This is a genomic window from Micromonospora echinaurantiaca, assembly GCF_900090235.1.
Taxonomy (GTDB): domain Bacteria; phylum Actinomycetota; class Actinomycetes; order Mycobacteriales; family Micromonosporaceae; genus Micromonospora; species Micromonospora echinaurantiaca.
Map to the genome: position 1 here is coordinate 5,175,137 of NZ_LT607750.1, position 17,474 is coordinate 5,192,610.

17 protein-coding genes are annotated in these 17,474 nt (G+C 73.6%); 10 read left to right on the forward strand and 7 right to left on the reverse strand.

Translation table 11 applies throughout. From position 1 onward, the window contains the following. Positions 1-75: 75 nt before the first annotated feature. Both GA0070609_RS23315 and GA0070609_RS23320 read right to left on the reverse strand, forming a co-directional pair. Positions 76-1,065, reverse strand: a complete 990-nt coding sequence (locus tag GA0070609_RS23315) for an MBL fold metallo-hydrolase (protein WP_088995759.1) — start codon at positions 1,063-1,065, stop codon at positions 76-78. A gap of 154 nt (positions 1,066-1,219) precedes the next feature. Continuing rightward, positions 1,220-2,128 carry a serine hydrolase gene (locus GA0070609_RS23320; RefSeq protein ID WP_088995760.1) on the reverse strand — a complete coding sequence of 303 codons (909 nt, stop codon included), beginning with the start codon at positions 2,126-2,128 and terminating at the stop codon, positions 1,220-1,222. Between the two features lie 75 nt (positions 2,129-2,203). Between GA0070609_RS23320 and GA0070609_RS23325 the strand changes: the two genes are divergently transcribed. The 3 genes from GA0070609_RS23325 (at position 2,204) to GA0070609_RS23335 (ending at position 4,893) form a co-directional block, all read left to right on the forward strand. Then, positions 2,204-3,157, forward strand: coding sequence for a LysR family transcriptional regulator (locus GA0070609_RS23325; protein ID WP_088995761.1), 954 nt, complete (start codon positions 2,204-2,206; stop codon positions 3,155-3,157). 107 nt (positions 3,158-3,264) lie between these two features. Further along, positions 3,265-4,116, forward strand: coding sequence for an aldo/keto reductase (locus GA0070609_RS23330; RefSeq protein WP_088995762.1), 852 nt, complete (start codon positions 3,265-3,267; stop codon positions 4,114-4,116). Between the two features lie 81 nt (positions 4,117-4,197). Continuing rightward, positions 4,198-4,893, forward strand: a complete 696-nt coding sequence (locus tag GA0070609_RS23335) for a hypothetical protein (RefSeq protein ID WP_088995763.1) — start codon at positions 4,198-4,200, stop codon at positions 4,891-4,893. 58 nt (positions 4,894-4,951) lie between these two features. On the opposite strand, the gene GA0070609_RS23340 is transcribed toward GA0070609_RS23335, so the two are convergent. Continuing rightward, on the reverse strand, positions 4,952-5,791 hold the full coding sequence (locus GA0070609_RS23340) for a helix-turn-helix transcriptional regulator (protein WP_088995764.1): 840 nt from the start codon (positions 5,789-5,791) through the stop codon (positions 4,952-4,954). Between the two features lie 103 nt (positions 5,792-5,894). On the opposite strand from GA0070609_RS23340, the gene GA0070609_RS23345 reads away from it, so the two are divergent. The 4 genes from GA0070609_RS23345 to GA0070609_RS23360 all read left to right on the forward strand — a co-directional run bounded on the left by GA0070609_RS23345 (position 5,895) and on the right by GA0070609_RS23360 (position 8,912). Then, entirely contained in the window at positions 5,895-6,647 is a 753-nt protein-coding gene (locus tag GA0070609_RS23345; protein WP_088997918.1) for an SDR family oxidoreductase, read from the forward strand. Between the two features lie 89 nt (positions 6,648-6,736). Beyond that, the gene (locus GA0070609_RS23350; RefSeq protein ID WP_088995765.1) at positions 6,737-7,723 is read left to right on the forward strand and encodes an aldo/keto reductase; all 987 of its coding nucleotides are present in this window, start codon (positions 6,737-6,739) and stop codon (positions 7,721-7,723) included. Between the two features lie 74 nt (positions 7,724-7,797). Then, positions 7,798-8,265, forward strand: coding sequence for a MarR family winged helix-turn-helix transcriptional regulator (locus GA0070609_RS23355; protein ID WP_088995766.1), 468 nt, complete (start codon positions 7,798-7,800; stop codon positions 8,263-8,265). Then, entirely contained in the window at positions 8,262-8,912 is a 651-nt protein-coding gene (locus GA0070609_RS23360; protein WP_231928392.1) for a hypothetical protein, read from the forward strand. Before GA0070609_RS23355 ends, GA0070609_RS23360 begins: the two co-directional genes overlap by 4 nt. A gap of 113 nt (positions 8,913-9,025) precedes the next feature. Here GA0070609_RS23360 and GA0070609_RS23365 read toward each other — a convergent pair whose 3' ends face one another. Next, a complete protein-coding gene (locus GA0070609_RS23365) occupies positions 9,026-9,526 on the reverse strand; it encodes a GNAT family N-acetyltransferase (RefSeq protein WP_088995767.1) in 501 nt (166 codons plus the stop codon). Between the two features lie 162 nt (positions 9,527-9,688). Here GA0070609_RS23365 and GA0070609_RS23370 point away from each other — a divergent pair, with 162 nt between their 5' ends. The 3 genes from GA0070609_RS23370 to GA0070609_RS23380 are packed head-to-tail and all read left to right on the forward strand — an operon-like array spanning position 9,689 to position 12,138. Beyond that, entirely contained in the window at positions 9,689-10,243 is a 555-nt protein-coding gene (locus GA0070609_RS23370) for an NADPH-dependent FMN reductase (protein ID WP_088995768.1), read from the forward strand. A 27-nt stretch (positions 10,244-10,270) separates the two neighbouring features. Beyond that, positions 10,271-11,284: an ATP-binding cassette domain-containing protein gene (locus tag GA0070609_RS23375; RefSeq protein ID WP_088995769.1), complete on the forward strand. Its 1,014-nt coding sequence runs from the start codon at positions 10,271-10,273 to the stop codon at positions 11,282-11,284. Then, positions 11,281-12,138 (forward strand): ABC transporter permease, encoded by an 858-nt coding sequence (locus tag GA0070609_RS23380; protein ID WP_088995770.1) that lies wholly within the window; start codon positions 11,281-11,283, stop codon positions 12,136-12,138. The genes GA0070609_RS23375 and GA0070609_RS23380 overlap by 4 nt, the downstream gene beginning before the upstream one ends. A gap of 127 nt (positions 12,139-12,265) precedes the next feature. On the opposite strand, the gene GA0070609_RS33395 is transcribed toward GA0070609_RS23380, so the two are convergent. From GA0070609_RS33395 to GA0070609_RS23395, 3 genes are all read right to left on the reverse strand, one after another. Beyond that, positions 12,266-13,090, reverse strand: coding sequence for a hypothetical protein (locus GA0070609_RS33395; protein WP_157748281.1), 825 nt, complete (start codon positions 13,088-13,090; stop codon positions 12,266-12,268). 217 nt (positions 13,091-13,307) lie between these two features. Continuing rightward, on the reverse strand, positions 13,308-16,661 hold the full coding sequence (locus tag GA0070609_RS23390) for an AAA family ATPase (RefSeq protein ID WP_088997920.1): 3,354 nt from the start codon (positions 16,659-16,661) through the stop codon (positions 13,308-13,310). 117 nt (positions 16,662-16,778) lie between these two features. Beyond that, positions 16,779-17,474: a hypothetical protein gene (locus tag GA0070609_RS23395; protein WP_157748282.1), complete on the reverse strand. Its 696-nt coding sequence runs from the start codon at positions 17,472-17,474 to the stop codon at positions 16,779-16,781.

The following is a 17,474-nucleotide window of genomic DNA, read 5'->3' on the forward strand; positions in this document are numbered from 1 at the left end:
CCTAGCTCAGATAGGGAACGATAGGTAATGCATGGCGGGGGGCGGATGGCACCCGCCGTCCGCCCCCCGGCCGGCTCAGAAGTGGTACGCGGTGCCGTACTCCGGCACCAGCACCCGGCTGCGCGGCGACACCCGCCGGATGGTGGCGATGAACTCGTCGAGGCGCTCGCGGTCGTTCGGCGCCACCGGCACCGGGTTGCGCAGGTCGGTCTCGAAATTGTCGAAGTGCACCGGCACCACCACCTTCGGGTGGTCCAGCGCGGCCAGCAGCCGGGCCGCGTAGTCGGCGGTGGCGGTGCTGCTCGGCAGCGCCACCATGGCCACGTCCGGGGCGAGGCCGGTCAGGTTCCGCTCGACGAAGTCGCTGGCCCCCATGAAGAACACCGCCGGGCCGCCGTCGACCCGCAGCTGGTAGGACAGGGTGTCGCCCTCGGGCAGGTCGGCGATGGTCGCCGGCTTCGGCGGCGGGCTGACCCGTACGCCCGGGAAGGCCATCGAGTACGACAGGTTGCGGCTGTGCAGCGCGCCGACCACCTCCACCGTGTGGTCGCCGAAGTCCAGCACCTCCCCGCCCTTGACCGGGCTGAGCTGCCCGGACGGCACCCCGTGCGCCAACCCCAGGTGGTACGCGGTCAGCGTGCCGAAAACCCGGGCGCCGGTGCGGCCGGCGATGTACGGGACGTCCATGTAGTGGTCCCAGTGGGTGTGCGTGACGAACACCGTCGCGGCCCGGTCCACCAGCGCGTCGACCACCGAGGTGTCGACCTCCAACGACGTCGACTGGTTGAAGGCGCCCGTGAACAGCCCGGTGTCGATGCGGCTCAGGTAGGGGTCGACCAGGACGGTCCGGTCGCCGATGTCGACCCGCCAGCCCGACGTACCCCACCAGCGGAAGCTGACCGGGCCACGGCGCCGGCCGGCCGGGGCGGCCGCGACCGGCGCGGCGGCCGGCGGCGCGGCCTGCGCCGGCGCGGCCAGGGTGGCGCCGGCGAGCCCGGCGGTGGAGACCAGGGCGGTGCCGGCGGCGGCGTCGCGGAGGAAGCGGCGGCGGTCCAGGTTGGGCATGCGGAACTCTCCCCGTCGTGGTGCTGATCGGTCGGTCCCGAGCCAACCAGCGCCACCGGCGGCAAGTCCAAGATCGACGGCCGACACGGTCGATATCCGTCCGGATATCGGGCCAGGTCAGCGCCGGGACGACCGGGCGGCGGCCGCCGGAAAATCACCCCGCGCGCAGCGCCTCGACGGCCGTCCGGGCGGCCTCCCCCATGGCCAGGTCCACGTCGATCCGCCGGGTGGCCAGGTCGGCCATCCGGGCGAAGACGGCGATCGCGTACCGGCCGCCGTCGGGGTACTCGGCGACGCCCGCCTCCAGGTGCAGCCCGGGCAGGGTGCCGGTCTTGCCGGCGACCCGCACGCCGGGCGGGAAACCCGAGGCCAGCCGGGTCCAGAACAGTTGCCGGGACATCCACTCCCGGACCATCGCGCACGCCTCGGCCGGGCCGGCCTCGTCGCGCCAGATCAGGCCCAGCAGCCGGGTGATCTCCCGCGCCGTGCTGGAGGTGGTCCGCTCGGGATCGAAGACCCGCATCGCCCGGACCCGCTCGACCGGCAGGGTCGGGAAGATCCGGGCGAAGTCCGCCTCGGTCCGCGCGCCGACGTCGGCCAGCATCGACTCGGCGAGCTGCCGGGGGCCACCCACGATCCGGGTTCGGGACAGCCCCAGCTCGGCGGCGAGCATCGGCAGCACGTCCGGGCCGACCCGGCGCAGCAGCAGGTCGGCGGCGGTGTTGTCGCTCACCGACATGGCGAAGTACGCGAGGTCGCGCAGCGACACCTCGGCGTCGTCGGCGCAGCCGGCGATCCCCCAGCCGCCGAGCCGGTCGTCGGCGGTCACCAGCACCCGCTCGCGCGGGTCGAGCTGACCGGCGACCACCTGCCGGGCGAACTCCAGCACCAGCAGGATCTTGAAGATCGAAGCGATCACCACCTGCTCGTCGGCCCGGACCGCCACCTCCCGGCCGCCGTCCGCGGCCGACCCGCCCCGGCCGCCGGCCAGCTCCACCACGTGCAGGCTCGGGGTGATGCCGAGCCGGTCGAAGATCCCGTCGATCCGCTCCCGCACCGTCACCCCTGGCACGCTAGTGGCCGTCCGGGCCGGGCCGCGGCGCCGGGTGCGCCGCCGCCCCTGGCGTAGCCTGCGGCGGTGGACCTGCTCCGACACCTACGGCACTTCGTGGTGGTCGCCGAGGAGCTGCACTTCGGGCGCGCGGCCGAACTGCTGGGCATGGCGCAGCCGCCGCTGAGCCAGTCGATCCAGCGGCTGGAACGGGAGCTGGCGGTCGAACTGTTCGACCGGTCCCGCCGCCAGGTGCGGCTAACCACCGCCGGCGAGCTGCTGCTCGCCGAGGCCGAGGAACTGCTGGCCGGCGAGCACCGGCTGCGCAACGTGCTGCGCCAGGTACGCGACGGCGCGCTCGGCGTGCTGCGGGCCGGCGTGCCGCCGGAGACCCCGGCGGTGAGCCTGCGGGCGCTGCTGGACCGGCTGGCCGACCGGGCGCCCGGCCTGGACGTCGAACTGCACGAGCTGACCAGCGGCGAACAGGAGCGGATGCTCGCCGAGGGACGGCTGGACGTGGGGCTGCTGCACCACCCGGTCGCCGCCGACGGGCTGCGCTTCGGCGCGGCGGTGGACGTACCGCTGGGGGTGCTGCTGCCGCGGACCTCGCCGCTAGCCCGGGCCCGGGAGGTCGAGCTGGCCGCGCTGGTCGGCCTGGACCTGGTGACCGCGCCCCGGGCCACCGCGCCGGGCTGGCACGACCACCTGCTCGACGTCTGCCGCCGGCACGGTTTCACGCCGGCCCGGGTGCGCCCGGCCCGCAACCCAGAGTTCCTCTTCGGGCTGGTGCTGGCCGGCGGCGGGGTGGCCGTGGAGCCGGCGGCGCTGGGCCGCCGGGAGCCGCGGATCGCCTGGCGGCCGGTGGCCGGCGCCCCGCTGGTCAAGCGGACCTCGGCGGCGTGGCCGCGGCGGGCAGCGCACCCGGCCGCGCCGATGGTCGGGCAGCTCGCCGCTGAGGTGCTGGCCGCCGCCGACCCGCCGGCGCCACCGGCGGTGCCGGCGCCGCGGCCGTGGCGGGTGCTCTTCGACACCGCCGGCTGAGGCGGGGATCACCGGTGAGAAACTGGGGTCCGGGGGTACGCGGACAGACGGCAGACGGTACGTGGAGGCGCATCCGCGACCCGGCGACGACCGGCGAAGGAGCCGCAATGGCGAACACCATCCCCGACATCACCCTCAACGACGGCAACACCATCCCCCAGTTCGGCTTCGGGGTGTTCCAGATCGAGCCGAAGGACACCGTGGCGGCGGTGCGCACGGCCCTCGAGGTCGGCTACCGGCACATCGACACCGCCGAGATGTACGGCAACGAGGCCGAGGTCGGGCAGGCGATCCGGGAGGCCGGGCTGGACCGCGGCGAGGTCTTCGTCACCAGCAAGCTGAACAACGGCTTCCACCGCCCGGACGACGCCCGCAAGGCGTTCGACTCGACGCTGGCCGCGCTGAAGACCGACTACGTCGACCTGTTCCTGATCCACTGGCCGCTGCCCACCCGCTACGACGGTGACTTCGTCTCGACCTGGCGGACGCTGGAGGAGTTCCAGCGCGACGGGCGGGCCCGCTCGATCGGGGTGTCGAACTTCCAGGTGCCGCACCTGGAGCGGCTGGCCGCTGAGGCCCGGGTGGTGCCGGCGGTGAACCAGGTCGAGGTGCACCCGTACTTCGGCAACGAGCAGGTGCGCCAGTACGGCCGGACGCACAACATCATCACCGAAGCGTGGGCGCCGATCGCGCAGGGCAGGGTGCTGGACGACCCGACGGTGGTCGACGTCGCCCAGGAGGTCGGCCGGACGCCGGCTCAGGTGGTGCTGCGCTGGCACGTGCAGCGCGGCGACGTCGTCTTCCCGAAGTCGACCACGCCGGCCCGGATCGAGGAGAACTTCCGGATCTTCGACTTCGAGCTGGACGACGTGGCGATGGAGCGGATCACCGCGCTGGACAAGGGCGCGTCGGGGCGGCAGGGGCCGGATCCGGACACCTTCGACTACATCCCGGCGTAACGGGGCGGGCCGCGGCGGCGCTGCTGGCAAGGGGGCCCGGTTGGGCCCCCTTTTGCCGTACGAAAGGACCGCGCCCCCGCGATGATGCGCCGCCGTACCCCGCTGCTGCTCCTGTCGATGCTGGCGCTGCTCGCCCCGACCGCCTGCGGGCCGGCCGGAGCCGACACACCCCGCTGGTCCGCACCGGCCGAGTCGGCCTCGCCGAGCGCGCCGGCGCCACGTCCGGCGCCGACCTCCACGGCCGAGGTCCGCAGCCGGGTGAAGGCGGCGATGCTGGACCTGGACGCCGGCTTCCACCCGGAGACCGCGGAGTTCACCGAGGAGAACAGCGAGGCGTGGAAGCTGATCTCGCTGTGCCGGGACAGCCTGCCCTCGGACCGCAAGCGCACCGCGTACCGGGAGCGGGTCTGGGACGGCGAGACGGTCTGGATCCGGCAGTACGTGGTCGGCTACCTCAAGGTGCCCGGGCGCAAGCTCGCCGACGAACTGCGCTCCGTGCTCAGGACCTGCAAGAAGTACGAGGTACCCGACGACGGGCGCACCTCGGAGATCGTCCGGCCGACGCCCCCGCCGGTGGCCGAGGGCCCGGACACCATCACCTTCTGCGAGAAGCTGATCGGCCAGGCCACCCGGCACCAGTGCACGCTGCTGCTGGTCCGGGGCAACTTCGTGCTCCAGGTGGACGCCTCGGCGGACGAGGGCGATCTGGCTGCCGGCAGGGACCTGCTGGCCAAGCTGGCCCCGCTGGCCACCGCCGCCCTGGAGCGGGCCACCTGAGCCGGCGTGCGCTACCGCCGGCCCGCCGCGCCGAGGGTCCGGTGGACGGCCGAGCGGGTCAGCTGGCCACCCGCTCGGCGAGCCGGCGGAAGGTGGCCGCGGTGGGCGAGCCCGGTTCGGGGACGTAGACGATCAACCGCTGGTCGGTCTCCGGCACGTGCAGCACCCGGCACTCGAACTCCAGCAGCCCGAGGTCGGGGTGCGGCACCCGCTTGACGATCAGGCGGCGTTCCGCCACGTCGTGCTCGGCCCAGAGCCGCGCGAACCGGGGCGAGGTACCGAGCAGCTCGGTGACCAGCTCGGCGAGGCCCCGGTCGCGGGGGTAGCGGCCGTAGGCGGCGCGCAGGTCGGCGATCGTGGTGCGGGCGAAGTGCACCACCTCGGGGTCGGCCCAGTGCGCGTCGTCGGACATCCGGAACATCCAGCGGACCATGTTGCGGTCGGCGGCCGGCACCGCCGCGAGATCCCCGACGAAGTACGTGGCCAGCCGGTTCCAGGCCAGGATCTGGTAGCTGGCGTCGACCAGGTACGCCGGGGTCTCGGTCATCGCGTCCATCAGGTGCCGCAGGCCGGCGGGAACCTCCCGGCTGGGCCCGGCGGCCGGGGGCGGGGACTCCCCGGCCACCCGGAACAGGTACTCCCGCTCGTCCCGGGTGAGCAGCAGCGCCCGGGCCAGCGAGGACAGCACCTGGCGGGACGGGTGCGGGCCGCGGCCCTGCTCCAGCCGGATGTAGTAGTCGACCGACATGCCGGCCAGTTGGGCCACCTCCTGCCGGCGCAGCCCGGGCGTGCGGCGGCGCACCCCGTCGGGGAGGCCCACCTCGGCGGGGCGCAGCCGCTCCCGGCGGCTGCGCAGGAACGCCGCCAGCTCCGCCCGGCGCAGGCAGTTTCTGGTCATGCCGTCAAGCTTGCCTCAGCCGGCGGCGCCGAGGGTGGTACCGCCGGTCCCAGCCTCGGCCGGTCTCTCCCGCCGGCCCGTCCGGGCGGGCACCGTCGACGGCATGACGAACATGATCGCCCTGGTCACCGGGGCCAACAAAGGAATCGGCTTCGAGACGGCCCGGCAGCTCGCCGCGCGCGGGATGACCGTGCTGGTGGGCGCGCGGGACGCCGAGCGGGGCCGGGCCGCCGAGCGGCGGCTGCGCGATGGCGGCGCGCAGGCCCGCTTCCTGTCGCTGGACGTGACCGACGAGGAGTCCGTGGCGACCGCCGCGAAGCTGGTGGACGAGGAGTACGGCAAGCTCGACGTGCTGGTCAACAACGCCGGCATCGTGCTCAGCGACGGCGAGCGGGCGCTGCCCAGCGAGACCACCCTGGCCACGCTGCGCCGGGTGTTCGAGACGAACGTCTTCGGCGTGGTGGCGGTCACCAACGCGCTGCTGCCGCTGCTGCTGCGGGCCCCGGCGGCGCGGATCGTGAACGTCTCCAGCGAGGTGGGTTCGATCGGCACCATCACCGACCCGGAGAGCTTCATCTGGCGGTTGACCTCGGTGCCGTACCCGACGTCGAAGGCGGCGCTGAACATGGTCACCGCGATGTACGCCAAGGAGCTGCGGGACACCCCGGTCAAGGTGAACGCGGCCAACCCCGGCTACTGCGCCACCGACTTCAACGGGCACACCGGTTTCCGCAGCCCGGAGCAGGGCGCCGAGGTGAGCGTCCACCTGGCGACGCTGCCGGCGGACGGCCCGTCCGGCCAGCTCTGGGGCCACCTCGCGGACAGCGGCGGCGGGTACGGCGTACTGCCCTGGTGAGGGGTTGACTTCGAGTGCGCTCCAGCAGCCAGGCTCGTCCCCGACCGCCCGGAGGAGGACGCAGCCGGGCCGCGTGAGAGGGGACGCCCGTGAGGTACCGCACCATCGGCACCGACCCGAAGACCCGCCGCGAGGTGAGCGTGCTGAGCCTCGGCGCCATGCTGTTCGGCACCGCCACCGACGAGGCGACCTCGTTCGCCATCCTGGACCGGTACGTCGAGGCCGGCGGCACCTTCATCGACACCTCGGACAACTACGCCTTCTGGCTCACCGGCGGGCAGGGCGGGGAGAGCGAGGAGCTGCTCGGCCGGTGGCGGCGCAGCCGCGGGATCGGCGACGAGATCGTCGTCGCCACCAAGCTCGGTGCGCGGCCGCTGGCCCCCGGCACCGGCTACGTCGACAACCCGGAGGGGCTGTCGGCGACGGTGATCCGGGAGGCCGCGGAGCGCAGCCGGGAGCGGCTCGGCATGGCGAAGCTCGATCTGCTGTACGCGCACATCGAGGATCACCGGGTACCGCTGCGGGAAACCGTGGCGGGCTTCGCCGAGCTGGTCGCCGAGGGCACGGTCGGCCTGCTCGGGGTGAGCAACCACCGGGCGTGGCGGGTGGAGCGGGCGCGCAGCCTGGCGGCCGCCGCCGGGCTGCCCGGCTACGAGGTGCTCCAGTACCACCACACCTACCTGCAGCGGCGTGCCGACCTGCCGAGCGAGCTGGACCGGGACGGCGACGTCGGCTCGGCCGGCCCGGACCTGATCTCCTACCTGCGGGCCGAGCCGGAGTTGGCGCTGGTGGCGTACTCGCCGCTGGTGCGGGGCGCCTACACCCGCCCGGACAAGCCGCTGGGCGCTGGGTACGACCTGCCGAGCGCCCCCGGCCGGCTGGCGGCGCTGGAGGCGGTGGCGAAGGAGACCGGGGCGACGGTGAACCAGGTGGTGCTGGCCTGGCTGATCGACGCCGAGGTGCCGGCGATCCCGCTGGTCGGGGCGTCCTCGGTGGCCCAGCTGGAGGAGTCGCTGGCCGCGGTGGACCTGGAGCTGACCGCCGAGCAGCGGGCCCGGCTGGACGCGGCGCGGTAGCGGCACCCGATCGTCTGCACTCATCGGTGACGTTGCATCATAGTGAGGCACACTCACTATGAAGGCAGGTAACGATGCCGGGCGCGGATCGGTTGACCACCGCGCTGGACCGGGTGCTCGAACTGGTCGTGGTGCTCAGCGACGACATGAGCCGGGGCCTGGCCCGGGAGGGGTTGACCACCTCCCGGGCCACCCTGCTCTGGGAGCTGCGCCGCAATGGCCCGGCCACCCAGCGCGACCTGGCCGACGCGCTCGGGGTCGCCCCGCGTACCGTCACCGGGCTGGTCGACGGCCTGGTCGACACCGGCTTCGTCACCCGCGAACCGCACCCCACCGACCGGCGCGCGTTCCTGGTCACCTTCACCGAGCACGGCGCCCGCACCATCGCGGCGATGGAGCGGGACCAGCGGGGCTTCGCCGAGCTGCTCTTCGGCGGGCTGCCCGCCGAGCGCCTGGACTGCTTCGTCGCCGGGCTGGACGACGTGCTGGGGCGGCTGCGCGAGCAGGGCCTCTCCCCCGAGATCCGCGAGGAGGACCAGTGATCGCCACGGCGTGGAAGCTGCTGCGCTTCGCCGTCCGCTACGAGATCGGCCTGTGGCGCAGCCTCTACCGGTGGATCTTCCGCCGGCCGGAGCCGCTGCGTCCCGGGGACCGGACGTTCGGCTACACCGGCGCGGTGATGACCCTGATGTGGATCTTCATCATCGTCTCCGCGGTGGAGATCCCGATCTTCGAGATGATCCTGCCCTGGGAACTGGTCAGCAACATCGTGCTCGGCCTCGGCGTCTACGGCCTGTTCTGGATGTTCGGCCTGCTGGCCAGCCTGAAGGTGCACCCGCACGTGGTCGGCGAGGCGGGCGTCCGGATCCGCAACGGGATCACCCTCGACCTGACCGTGCCCTGGTCGGCCATCGACCGGGTACGGGTCAACCGGCGCTCGCTGCCGCCGGAGGGCAGCGTCCAGGTGGAACGCAGCGACGACGACGTGACGGTGAGCCTCGGCATGGCCAACCAGACCAGCGTCGACCTGCTGCTGCGCGAGCCGATCGCGGTGCCGACCCGCAAGGCGCGCGGCGAGGCGGTCACCGAACTGCGCTTCCACGCCGACGACCCGGAGGCGCTGGTCGAGGCGGCCACCGCCCACCTGGTGGCGCACCGCCCCGACCCGTCGGGCCGGGCGGCCGCCTGAGGCGGTGCCTTCCGACGCGGGCCGGTCCTGGAATCGGCCCGCGCGCTCTCCCGAGCCGGGGTCCTGAACCCGTCCCGCGCGCCCCGCTCCCGAACCGACGGGCGCCGGCGAGGTCAGGCCGCCAGGTCGAGCCGCCAGTCGTTGGAGCGCATCAGGTGCCCGGGCGGGTACTCGAACTCGGTCTCGCCGAGCAGGGTGAAGCCGGCCTTGCGGCAGACCGCGTTCGACGGGGCGTTGTCGACCGACGGGTAGGCGTGCGCCCAGCGGAGGGTGCGCCGGTCGCGGACCACCGCCACCGCCGCGCGCACCGCCGCGGTCGCCAGCCCGCGCCCCTGGTGCCCAGGCAGGATCGCCCAGCCCAGCTCGTAGACCTGCTGGCCCCGCCACTCGCGCTCCCAGTAGCCGACGCTGCCCACCGCGGCGCCGTCGGGCAGCAGCACCGCGTACATGCAGCCCTTGCCGGTGTCGCCGAAGCGCACGTAGCGCTCGTGCCGGGCGAGGACCTGCTCGTCGGTCTCCGGGCCGCCGGTGTGCGCCCGGACCTCCGGCGTGTTGAGCCGCCGCAGCAGGTCGAGGTCGCCCTCGCGCCACGGCTCGATCCGTACCTCGGTCATCGTGTCCCCCCGTTCCTCCGGGGAGCATTCAAACAGCCACCACCGACACCCCGGCGCACGAACGGTCCGGCGCCTCGCGGGGGCGCTAGTTCTGATCTAGCGGATCGCCGGCCGCCCTCTCGCGCCTGACGGGTGGGACCGGAGCGGCCGGGAGGAGGAACCATGGACCGACTGCGACTCGTCGTGATCATCGGCAGCACCCGCGAGGGGCGGGCGGGCGACCGGATCGCCCGCTGGTTCGTCGACCAGGCGGGGCGGCACGACGGGCTGGCGGTCACCGTGGTCGACCTCGCCGACTACGACTTCCCCGCCGGCTACCCGGCGGAGCCGACCCCGGCGATGCGGTCGTTCGCCGGGCAGGTCGGCCGGGCGGAGGCGTTCGTCGTGGTCACCCCGGAGTACAACCACAGCTTCCCGGCGTCGTTGAAACAGGCGATCGACTACGCGTACGACGAGTGGCAGGCGAAGCCGGTCGGTTTCGTGTCGTACGGCTGTGGTTCCGTCGGCCTGCACGCGGTCGACCAACTCCGGACGGTCTTCACCGCCCTGCACACGGTCACGGTGCGCGACGTCGTCGCCGTCGACCTGCTCTGCGGCGAGCCGTCCCCGCTGGCCGCCGACGAGTTGCGCCGGTCCGCCCGCGTCCTGCTCGACCAGCTCTGCTGGTGGGGCCTGGCGCTGCGCGACGCCCGCGCCGCGCGCCCGTACGTCTCCTGAAGAGTTCGCGAAGGAAAGGTAGGGATCATGAGTAGACGCAGCACCGGCCCGGCCATCGAGGCCGAGGGGCTGGCCAAGTCGTTCGGGGACACCCGGGCGCTGGACGGCCTGGACCTCACGGTGCCCGCCGGCACTGTCTACGGGGTGCTCGGCCCGAACGGCGCCGGCAAGACCACCGCGGTACGGGTGCTGGCGACGCTGCTGCGCCCCGACGGCGGGCGGGCGCGGGTGTTCGGTCACGACGTGCTCACCGAGGCCGACGCGGTCCGGGCCCGGGTCAGCCTGACCGGCCAGTACGCCTCGGTGGACGAGGACCTGACCGGGCTGGAGAACCTGATCCTGCTCGGCCGGCTGCTCGGTCACCAGAAGCCGGCCGCCAAAGAGCGGGCGGAGAGCCTGCTCGCCGCGTTCGGGCTGACCGAGGCGGCCGACCGGCAGGTGAAGAAGTACTCCGGCGGCATGCGGCGACGCATCGACATCGCGGCCAGCATCCTCAACACCCCGGACCTGCTCTTCCTGGACGAGCCGACGACCGGGCTGGACCCGCGCAGCCGCAACCAGGTATGGGAGATCGTCCGGGCGGTGGTGGCGCACGGCACCACGGTGCTGCTGACCACCCAGTACCTGGACGAGGCCGACCAGTTGGCCGGCCGGATCGCGGTGGTCGACCACGGCCGGGTGATCGCCGAGGGCACCCCGGGCGAGCTGAAGGCCTCGGTCGGCTCCGGCACCGTCCACCTGCGGCTGCGCGACGCGCACCAGCGGCCGGAGGCCGAGCGGCTGCTGCGGGCGGCACTCGACGTGCCGGTGCAGCTCGAACCCGACCCGGTGGCGCTGACCGCGCGGGTCGGCGGCGACGGCAGCGACCTCGACGCCAGCGAGCAGGCCGCGCGGGTGCTCGGCGACCTGGCCCGCGCCGGCATCGTGGTGGACAACTTCTCCCTCGGCCAGCCGAGCCTGGACGAGGTCTTCCTGGCCCTGACCGACCACCCCGCCGTGCCGGCCGACGAGCGGGACGAGCAGCTGGAGGCAGCCCGATGAGCAGCGACGTCACCACCACGACCGGGCCGGCCCCGACGGTCTACGTACCGTCGGCGGAGGCACTGTCGACCGTCCTCGCGCCCGGTGCGCGGCCACCGCGACCGAGCCCGCTGTCGGCGTCCCTGACGTTCGGCTGGCGGGCCCTGCTGAAGATCAAGCACGTGCCGGAGCAGCTGTTCGACGTGACGGCGTTCCCGATCATCATGGTGCTGATGTTCACCTATCTGTTCGGCGGGGCGCTCGCCGACAGCCCGCGGGACTACCTGCAGTTCTTCCTGCCCGGCATCATGGTGACCAGCGTCGTGATGATCACCATGTACACCGGCGTCGGGTTGAACACCGACATCGAGAAGGGCGTCTTCGACCGGTTCCGGACGCTGCCGGTCTGGCGGCCGGCCGCGCTGGTCGGCATGATCTTCGGCGACGTGCTGCGCTACGTGCTGGCCGCCGTGGTGATCCTCGGCGTCGGGCTGGTGCTGGGCTTCCGCCCCGACGGCGGGCTGCTCGGGGTGTTGGGCGGCATCGGCCTGCTGGTGGTCTTCTCGTTCGCGTTCTCCTGGGTGTGGACGTTCTTCGGGCTGGTCCTGCGCAGCGAGAAGTCGGTGATGGGGGTCAGCATGATGGTGCTGTTCCCGCTGACCTTCCTGAGCAACGTCTTCGTCGAGCCGGCCACCATGCCCGGCTGGCTGCAGGCGTTCGTCAAGGTCAACCCGATCACCCAGCTGGTCGCCTCGGTGCGGGCGGTGATGTCGGGAACGTCGGACCCGTCCAGCACGATGTGGACGCTGGTCTGGAGCGCCGCGTTCGTGGTCGTCTTCGGCACGCTCACCATGTACCGCTACAACCGCCGCTGATCCCGCTCTGCCCGACGGGCGTCGCCACCTCGGTGGCGGCGCCCGTCTGCGGCTTCGACCGCCGTACGTCGCGACCTGCTTGGCCGCGTCCCCCGGGTGGGCGTTGCCGCCGAGGAGCCGCCGCCCTTCAGGCTGAACGAAATTTCTTATGAATCCTGCGGACGACCACCGAGGCACCGAGGGTCGCTCCTGCGGCAACCGAGAGGAACGCTGTCGAAGCTGCCGCATTTACCGCGAATGCGGTTGCCGCCGACGCCGTACGCGCGCGAAGGGGTTCGCCTTTCGAATTCGCCAAGCTCTCAACGGCGCCCAGCCCGCCCGGTAGCCATACGGGCGAGGAGAGCAGGGCCAGCACGCTCGCCCCAAGACCATATGTTCCGATCTTCTCCTTAGCCACGCCGTAGCGAAGATCACGGAGAAGCGCCCTTCTCGTCAACGCCTCTGCAGTCGCCTCACGCTGCTGCTCGAGCAATTCACGCAACTCATCAGACGCCACTTCTTCATAGCTGGCGCCAGGGTCGGCGGTTCCCGGATCACTGCTCGCACCAGCGGCGGCTGCGGCTTCCCGCTCGTTCTTGTACACCTGCTGCCAGATCGACGCGAGGAGTGCGCCGTTTCCCAGGAAACCACCTACGGTCAGCGCGAACCCCAGCTCCCTCAATGAGGTCGTGGTCATCAGCGCCACACCGCCGGCTATTGCTGCAAGATGGAGTGAGATAAAAGTCTTGGCGACCTGTTGCGCACTCCACCGCAAATGCAGTCGAGCCGGCCCGAGTTTGAGCACCAAATCGGTCTTCTTCAGGGCCTCTGCCTGCTTTTCGAGCCGCCGGAGCCGCCGGACATCCACCTTCCGGTTCGCGCTCTCCCGCAGGCGGCCCTGCGCCACTTCAATCTCGGAGTAAAGTTTACGCAGCTCCTCTGTCTTGTTCGGCGGCGGTCGGTAATCTCCCAATTTCGCCTCCTGCGGTGCTGAGAGCCTTAGAGGTTAGCTACGGAACGCAAGTTCTGATATCGGCGGTCGGGGCAGCCAGGCGAAGCTTCAGCTGGTCGGTCAACCTGTCCGGTCCCGCATCGCGGTAACGACAGGCTTCTTTCAACGGTCATGCCCATGCCGTGACTGGGCGCGGGGTGAAGGTTCTCCAAGCCCGGTGGCGGGTTGACGCCAAGCTTCAAAGGCGCCAGGGCAGCGGTTCGGGTGGGAGGTAGCGGCAGGTGCCGCCGGTGGAGACGGTGTCGCGCAGGTGAGCGGCGAGCGCCGGGTGCCGGTCGTCGAGCTTGCGCAGCACGTCCCGGATCCGGGCGGTCACCGTCTTACGGGCCCGCTCGGCCTCGTCGCCGAGGCGGCGGCTGCGCCCGGCCAGCCCCGCGGCGGCCCGCAACTCGGCGAGCAGCGCGGCCCGCTCGGCGTCGAGGGCGGCCACCTTCGGCTCGTCGCCCCGCTCGGCGGCCCGGTCGATCTCGTCGTCGAGCCGGGCCAGGTGCCGCCGGTAGCGGGCCTTCGCCTCGTCGTCGAGGACCGGGTCGCCGCCCATCCGGCGGGCGGCGACCAGCTCCGGCCCGGCGGCGGGGTCGAGCAACTCGACCGCGGGCACGTTGACGCCGGGCCGGCTCAGCAGCAGGTGCAGGTCGTGCAGGCCCTTGGCGTCGGGTAGGTGCACCACCGTGCCGGCGTAGCCGAGCTGCCAGACCGGGCCGTCGCGGCGGAACTCGTACGCCTCGACCGCCGGCAGCCCGGCCGCGGACCCGGCCGGATTCCCACCCGCGCCCGGAGCCGGGGTGGATGCGCCGGTCGGCGTGCCGGGCGAGGTGGCGGGCGCGCCGATCAGCGGACCGGCCGGAGTGGCGCCGGCCGGCGGCCCGGCGAGCGGGAGCGAGCCGTCGGGCGCCAGCGATGGCAGGGCGCCCGCCGGGCCGGCCACCTGGTGCATGCCGAGCGTGGCGGCGTCCCGGGCGACGGCGGCGCGCAGTTCGCTGGCGGCCGCCGCGTCGCCGCGGCGGTCGCGCCCGGCCAGCGCGTCGGCCAGCGCGGCGCGGGCCAGCACCGACCACGGCCGGGCGCCCATCCGGTCGGCGGCGTCGCGGGCCGCTTCGAACCCGGCGATGGCGTCGTCCCAGCGCTGCTGCGCGGCGTCGACCAGGGCCAGCCAGTGGTCGACCGGGCCGCTGACGTCGCAGCCGAACAGGGCAACCAGCCACTGCCCACGGTGCGGCGCCAGCGCCTCGCGCGCCTCGGCGCAGCGGCGCGGGTCACCGGTCGCGGCGGCGACCTGCGCGCGCAGCCGCAGCCAGATCGGCGACACCGCGCGGGGGTACGTGGTGCCGGCCGCCTCGATGGCGGCGGTCAGCCGGAGCGCGGTCGCCGGATCGCCGCGCTCGGCCGCGGTGATGGCCCGGGCCAGGCCCAGGTACGGATGGTCGCCCGGGTCGAGCCCGTCGAGCAGCGCATCGGCCTCGTCGAACCGCCCCTGCAGCAGCAGCCACGACCAGCGGATGTGCTGGCCCATGAAGGCGAAGTCGGCGTGCTCCCATTCGCTGAGGTCGCCGAGCTCGGCGAAGTGTTCACCGGCCCGGGCGAAGTCGCCCCGGAAGGCGGCGATGATGCCGCCGTCGATGTTGGCGGCGAACCGGTGTCGGGCGTCGCCCTCGCGGGCGCCGGTGACAAAGGCGGTGAGTTCGGCGTGGTAGCGCGGGTCGCCGAGTTCCAGCAGGGCGACCCAGCGCAGCGAGGTCGCCCAGAGCTCGGTCTCCCGGTCGCCGGTCCGGCGGGCCACCTCGCGAATCTCGGCGGTGATCGGTGCCCGGGCGGCGGCCGTGCCGGGTCCCCAGCTGGTGTCGTGCCGGGCCCACAGGCTGAAGGTGAGCGCCTCGTCGTCGTGGCCGAGCCGGGCGCGCGACTCGGCGGCGGTGATCAGGTCGGCCACCAGCGTGCCGACCGGCAGGTCGTCGCCGGGCTCGCCGATCAGCCGCCGGTACGCCTCCCGCAGCAGCCTCTCCGGGTCGGGCACCCGCTTGGTGCCGGCCAGGCACGCACGGTGGACGGTGAGGGCGACGCGGGCCAGCACCACCGGATCGTCGACCGTCAGGGCCAGCTCGGCGGCCTCGGCGAAGAGGCGCAGAGCCTCGGCGCCGTCGCCGCCGTGGTGCTGCAACTCCCCCAGGTCGATCATGATCTTCACTCGCTGCGCCGGGTCGGTGGCGACCTCCAGCGCCCGGCGGAAGTGGATGAACGCCTCATCCACGGCCATCCGGCGGCCGGCTTCCCGGGCCGCGGCCACCAGCAACTCGGCGGCCCGGAACGGGTCGAGCCGGTCGCCGGCGAGGTGGGCGTGCCGAGCCAGGTCGGCCGGGATCAGCCGCTCGGCGAGCGCCGCCGACCCGTCGACCGCCCGGACCACGGCGGCGTGCCGGGCCCGCCGGTCGTCGTCGCCGAGCCCGTCGTAGAGGGTCTCCCGAACCAGGTCGTGGGCGAAGGCGAACCGGCCGCCGCCCCGGGCCAGCACCAGCCGGGCGGTCACCGCCCGGTCGAGCAGCCGATCGACCTGGGCTGCCGGGACACCGCCGCCGGCGGCCAGCACCTGCCGGTGGAACTCGCGGCCCAGCACGGCGGCGACGGTGAGCACCTCGACCACCGGCGCCGGCAGTTGGGCCAGCCGCCGGCGCACCGCCTCCCGTACGCCGGGGGCGATCGTGCTCACCTGGCCGTCGGCGCGCCAGAGCCGGGCGGTCTGCTCGACGAAGAACGGGTTGCCGCCGGTGCGCCGGTGCACCTCGTCGACCAGGTCGGCGTCGGGCTCGCGGCCCGCGGTGCGGCTCATCAGCGCGCCGACCTCGTCGCGGGACAGGCCGGTGAGGGTGACAGTGGTGGCCTTCGCCACCAGCGGCATCAGCAGCGGGCGCAGCGGATGGTCGGCGGCCTCCACCTCGGCGTCGCGGTAGGTGCCGATCAGCAGCAGCCGTTCGAACCAGGTGTGCTGGGCGGCGAACTGGAGCAGCCGCATCGAGGCCGGGTCGGCCCAGTGCAGGTCGTCGAGGACGACCACCACCGGCCGGCGCTGGGCGACCGCGACCAGCGCGGTGGTCACCGCGTCGTGCAGGTCGAACTCGTCCCGGTCGCCGCGCCCCTCGCCGGCCACCTCGGCCAGCGCGGTGCCGCCCGCGCGGTCGAGCGCCTCGCGGATCGCGCGGTCGCTGGTCTCGCCGAGCAGCGGGGCCAGGCCGGGCTCGGCCGCCTCCCGGGCCGCCGCCCAGTCGTCGGGTGAGCGGCGCAGCCCACGCAGCACCTGCACCCAGGGCCAGTACCCGGGTGCGCTGTCGGAATCCCAGCAGGCGGCGCCGAGCACCAGCGCGCCGCGCTGGCGCGCCTCCTTCGCCGCGGCGGTGACCAGCGTGGTCTTGCCGATGCCGGGCTCGCCGGCGACCAGCACGAGACCGCCGTGGCTGGCGGCCGCCCGGTCGACCTCGGCGCGCAGCAGACCCGCGGGGTGCTCCCGCCCGATGACGACCTCGCCGAACCGCGGCTCCATGACGCACCGACGGTAGCCGAACCGTCGGACATCCCGCCGCTCCCCGACCGGCCGCGGCGGCGGTCGTTCCAGGCTGACCGGCGACCCGTCGACCGGCACCGGCGGGCTGCGGCTCGGCTACGCGCGTACCGCCGGCTGACCGACCGGTGCGGGCGCGGCGGCCGGCTCCGACCGCTCGGCCACCGCGGCGCCGGTCGCGGCGAGGACCGCGCAGCCGGCCGCCAGCAGGTACGCCGGCGCCGGCAGCCACGCGGTCAGCGTCATCCGATCGCCCACCGCCTGCCCGGCCAGGATCGCGACGTTGACCAGGTGGAACGCCGTGAAGGCGAGCAGCAGCGCCACCACGAACCCGTGGTACACGTGGCGCAACCCGACCGCCAGCGTGCCGGCGGCGGCCAGCAGCAGCACCGCCAACGCGACGGTCACCAGCGCGAACAGCCGGTAGCGAGCCACCTCGGCCGGCTTCCAGTAGTCCGCCACGCCGGCGAGCAACCCGGCCGCCGACGCCACGGTCAACGCGGCGGCCAGGACGACCACCACCACCGCGACGATCCGCGCCCACCGCCGCCGCACCGCCACCGTGAACGCGAGCAACAACCCGACATACGCCGGCAGCGGCGCCAGTTCCAGGAAGTACTGGGTCAACGGGTTCGGCGTGCCGGGCAGCTCGGGTTCGACGTAGGCCAGGTCGAGGCCGATGATCACCTCTCCGGAATCGCCGCGGAACCACGGCAGCGTGAACATCCCGAACGCCACCACGGCGAACAGCACCAGACCCAGCCGACCGGCACGACGCACTCTGATCCCCGTCAC

Excerpts from the sequence above, each read along its gene's own strand:
- GA0070609_RS23315 (WP_088995759.1), bottom strand. The coding sequence starts at position 1,065 with ATGCCCAACCTGGACCGCCGCCGCTTCCTCCGCGACGCCGCCGCCGGC.
- GA0070609_RS23330 (WP_088995762.1), top strand. The coding sequence starts at position 3,265 with ATGGCGAACACCATCCCCGACATCACCCTCAACGACGGCAACACCATC.
- GA0070609_RS23335 (WP_088995763.1), top strand. The coding sequence starts at position 4,198 with ATGATGCGCCGCCGTACCCCGCTGCTGCTCCTGTCGATGCTGGCGCTG.
- GA0070609_RS23340 (WP_088995764.1), bottom strand. The coding sequence starts at position 5,791 with ATGACCAGAAACTGCCTGCGCCGGGCGGAGCTGGCGGCGTTCCTGCGC.
- GA0070609_RS23345 (WP_088997918.1), top strand. The coding sequence starts at position 5,895 with ATGACGAACATGATCGCCCTGGTCACCGGGGCCAACAAAGGAATCGGC.
- GA0070609_RS23355 (WP_088995766.1), top strand. The coding sequence starts at position 7,798 with ATGCCGGGCGCGGATCGGTTGACCACCGCGCTGGACCGGGTGCTCGAA.
- GA0070609_RS23365 (WP_088995767.1), bottom strand. The coding sequence starts at position 9,526 with ATGACCGAGGTACGGATCGAGCCGTGGCGCGAGGGCGACCTCGACCTG.
- GA0070609_RS23370 (WP_088995768.1), top strand. The coding sequence starts at position 9,689 with ATGGACCGACTGCGACTCGTCGTGATCATCGGCAGCACCCGCGAGGGG.
- GA0070609_RS23375 (WP_088995769.1), top strand. The coding sequence starts at position 10,271 with ATGAGTAGACGCAGCACCGGCCCGGCCATCGAGGCCGAGGGGCTGGCC.
- GA0070609_RS23380 (WP_088995770.1), top strand. The coding sequence starts at position 11,281 with ATGAGCAGCGACGTCACCACCACGACCGGGCCGGCCCCGACGGTCTAC.
- GA0070609_RS23390 (WP_088997920.1), bottom strand. The coding sequence starts at position 16,661 with ATGGAGCCGCGGTTCGGCGAGGTCGTCATCGGGCGGGAGCACCCCGCG.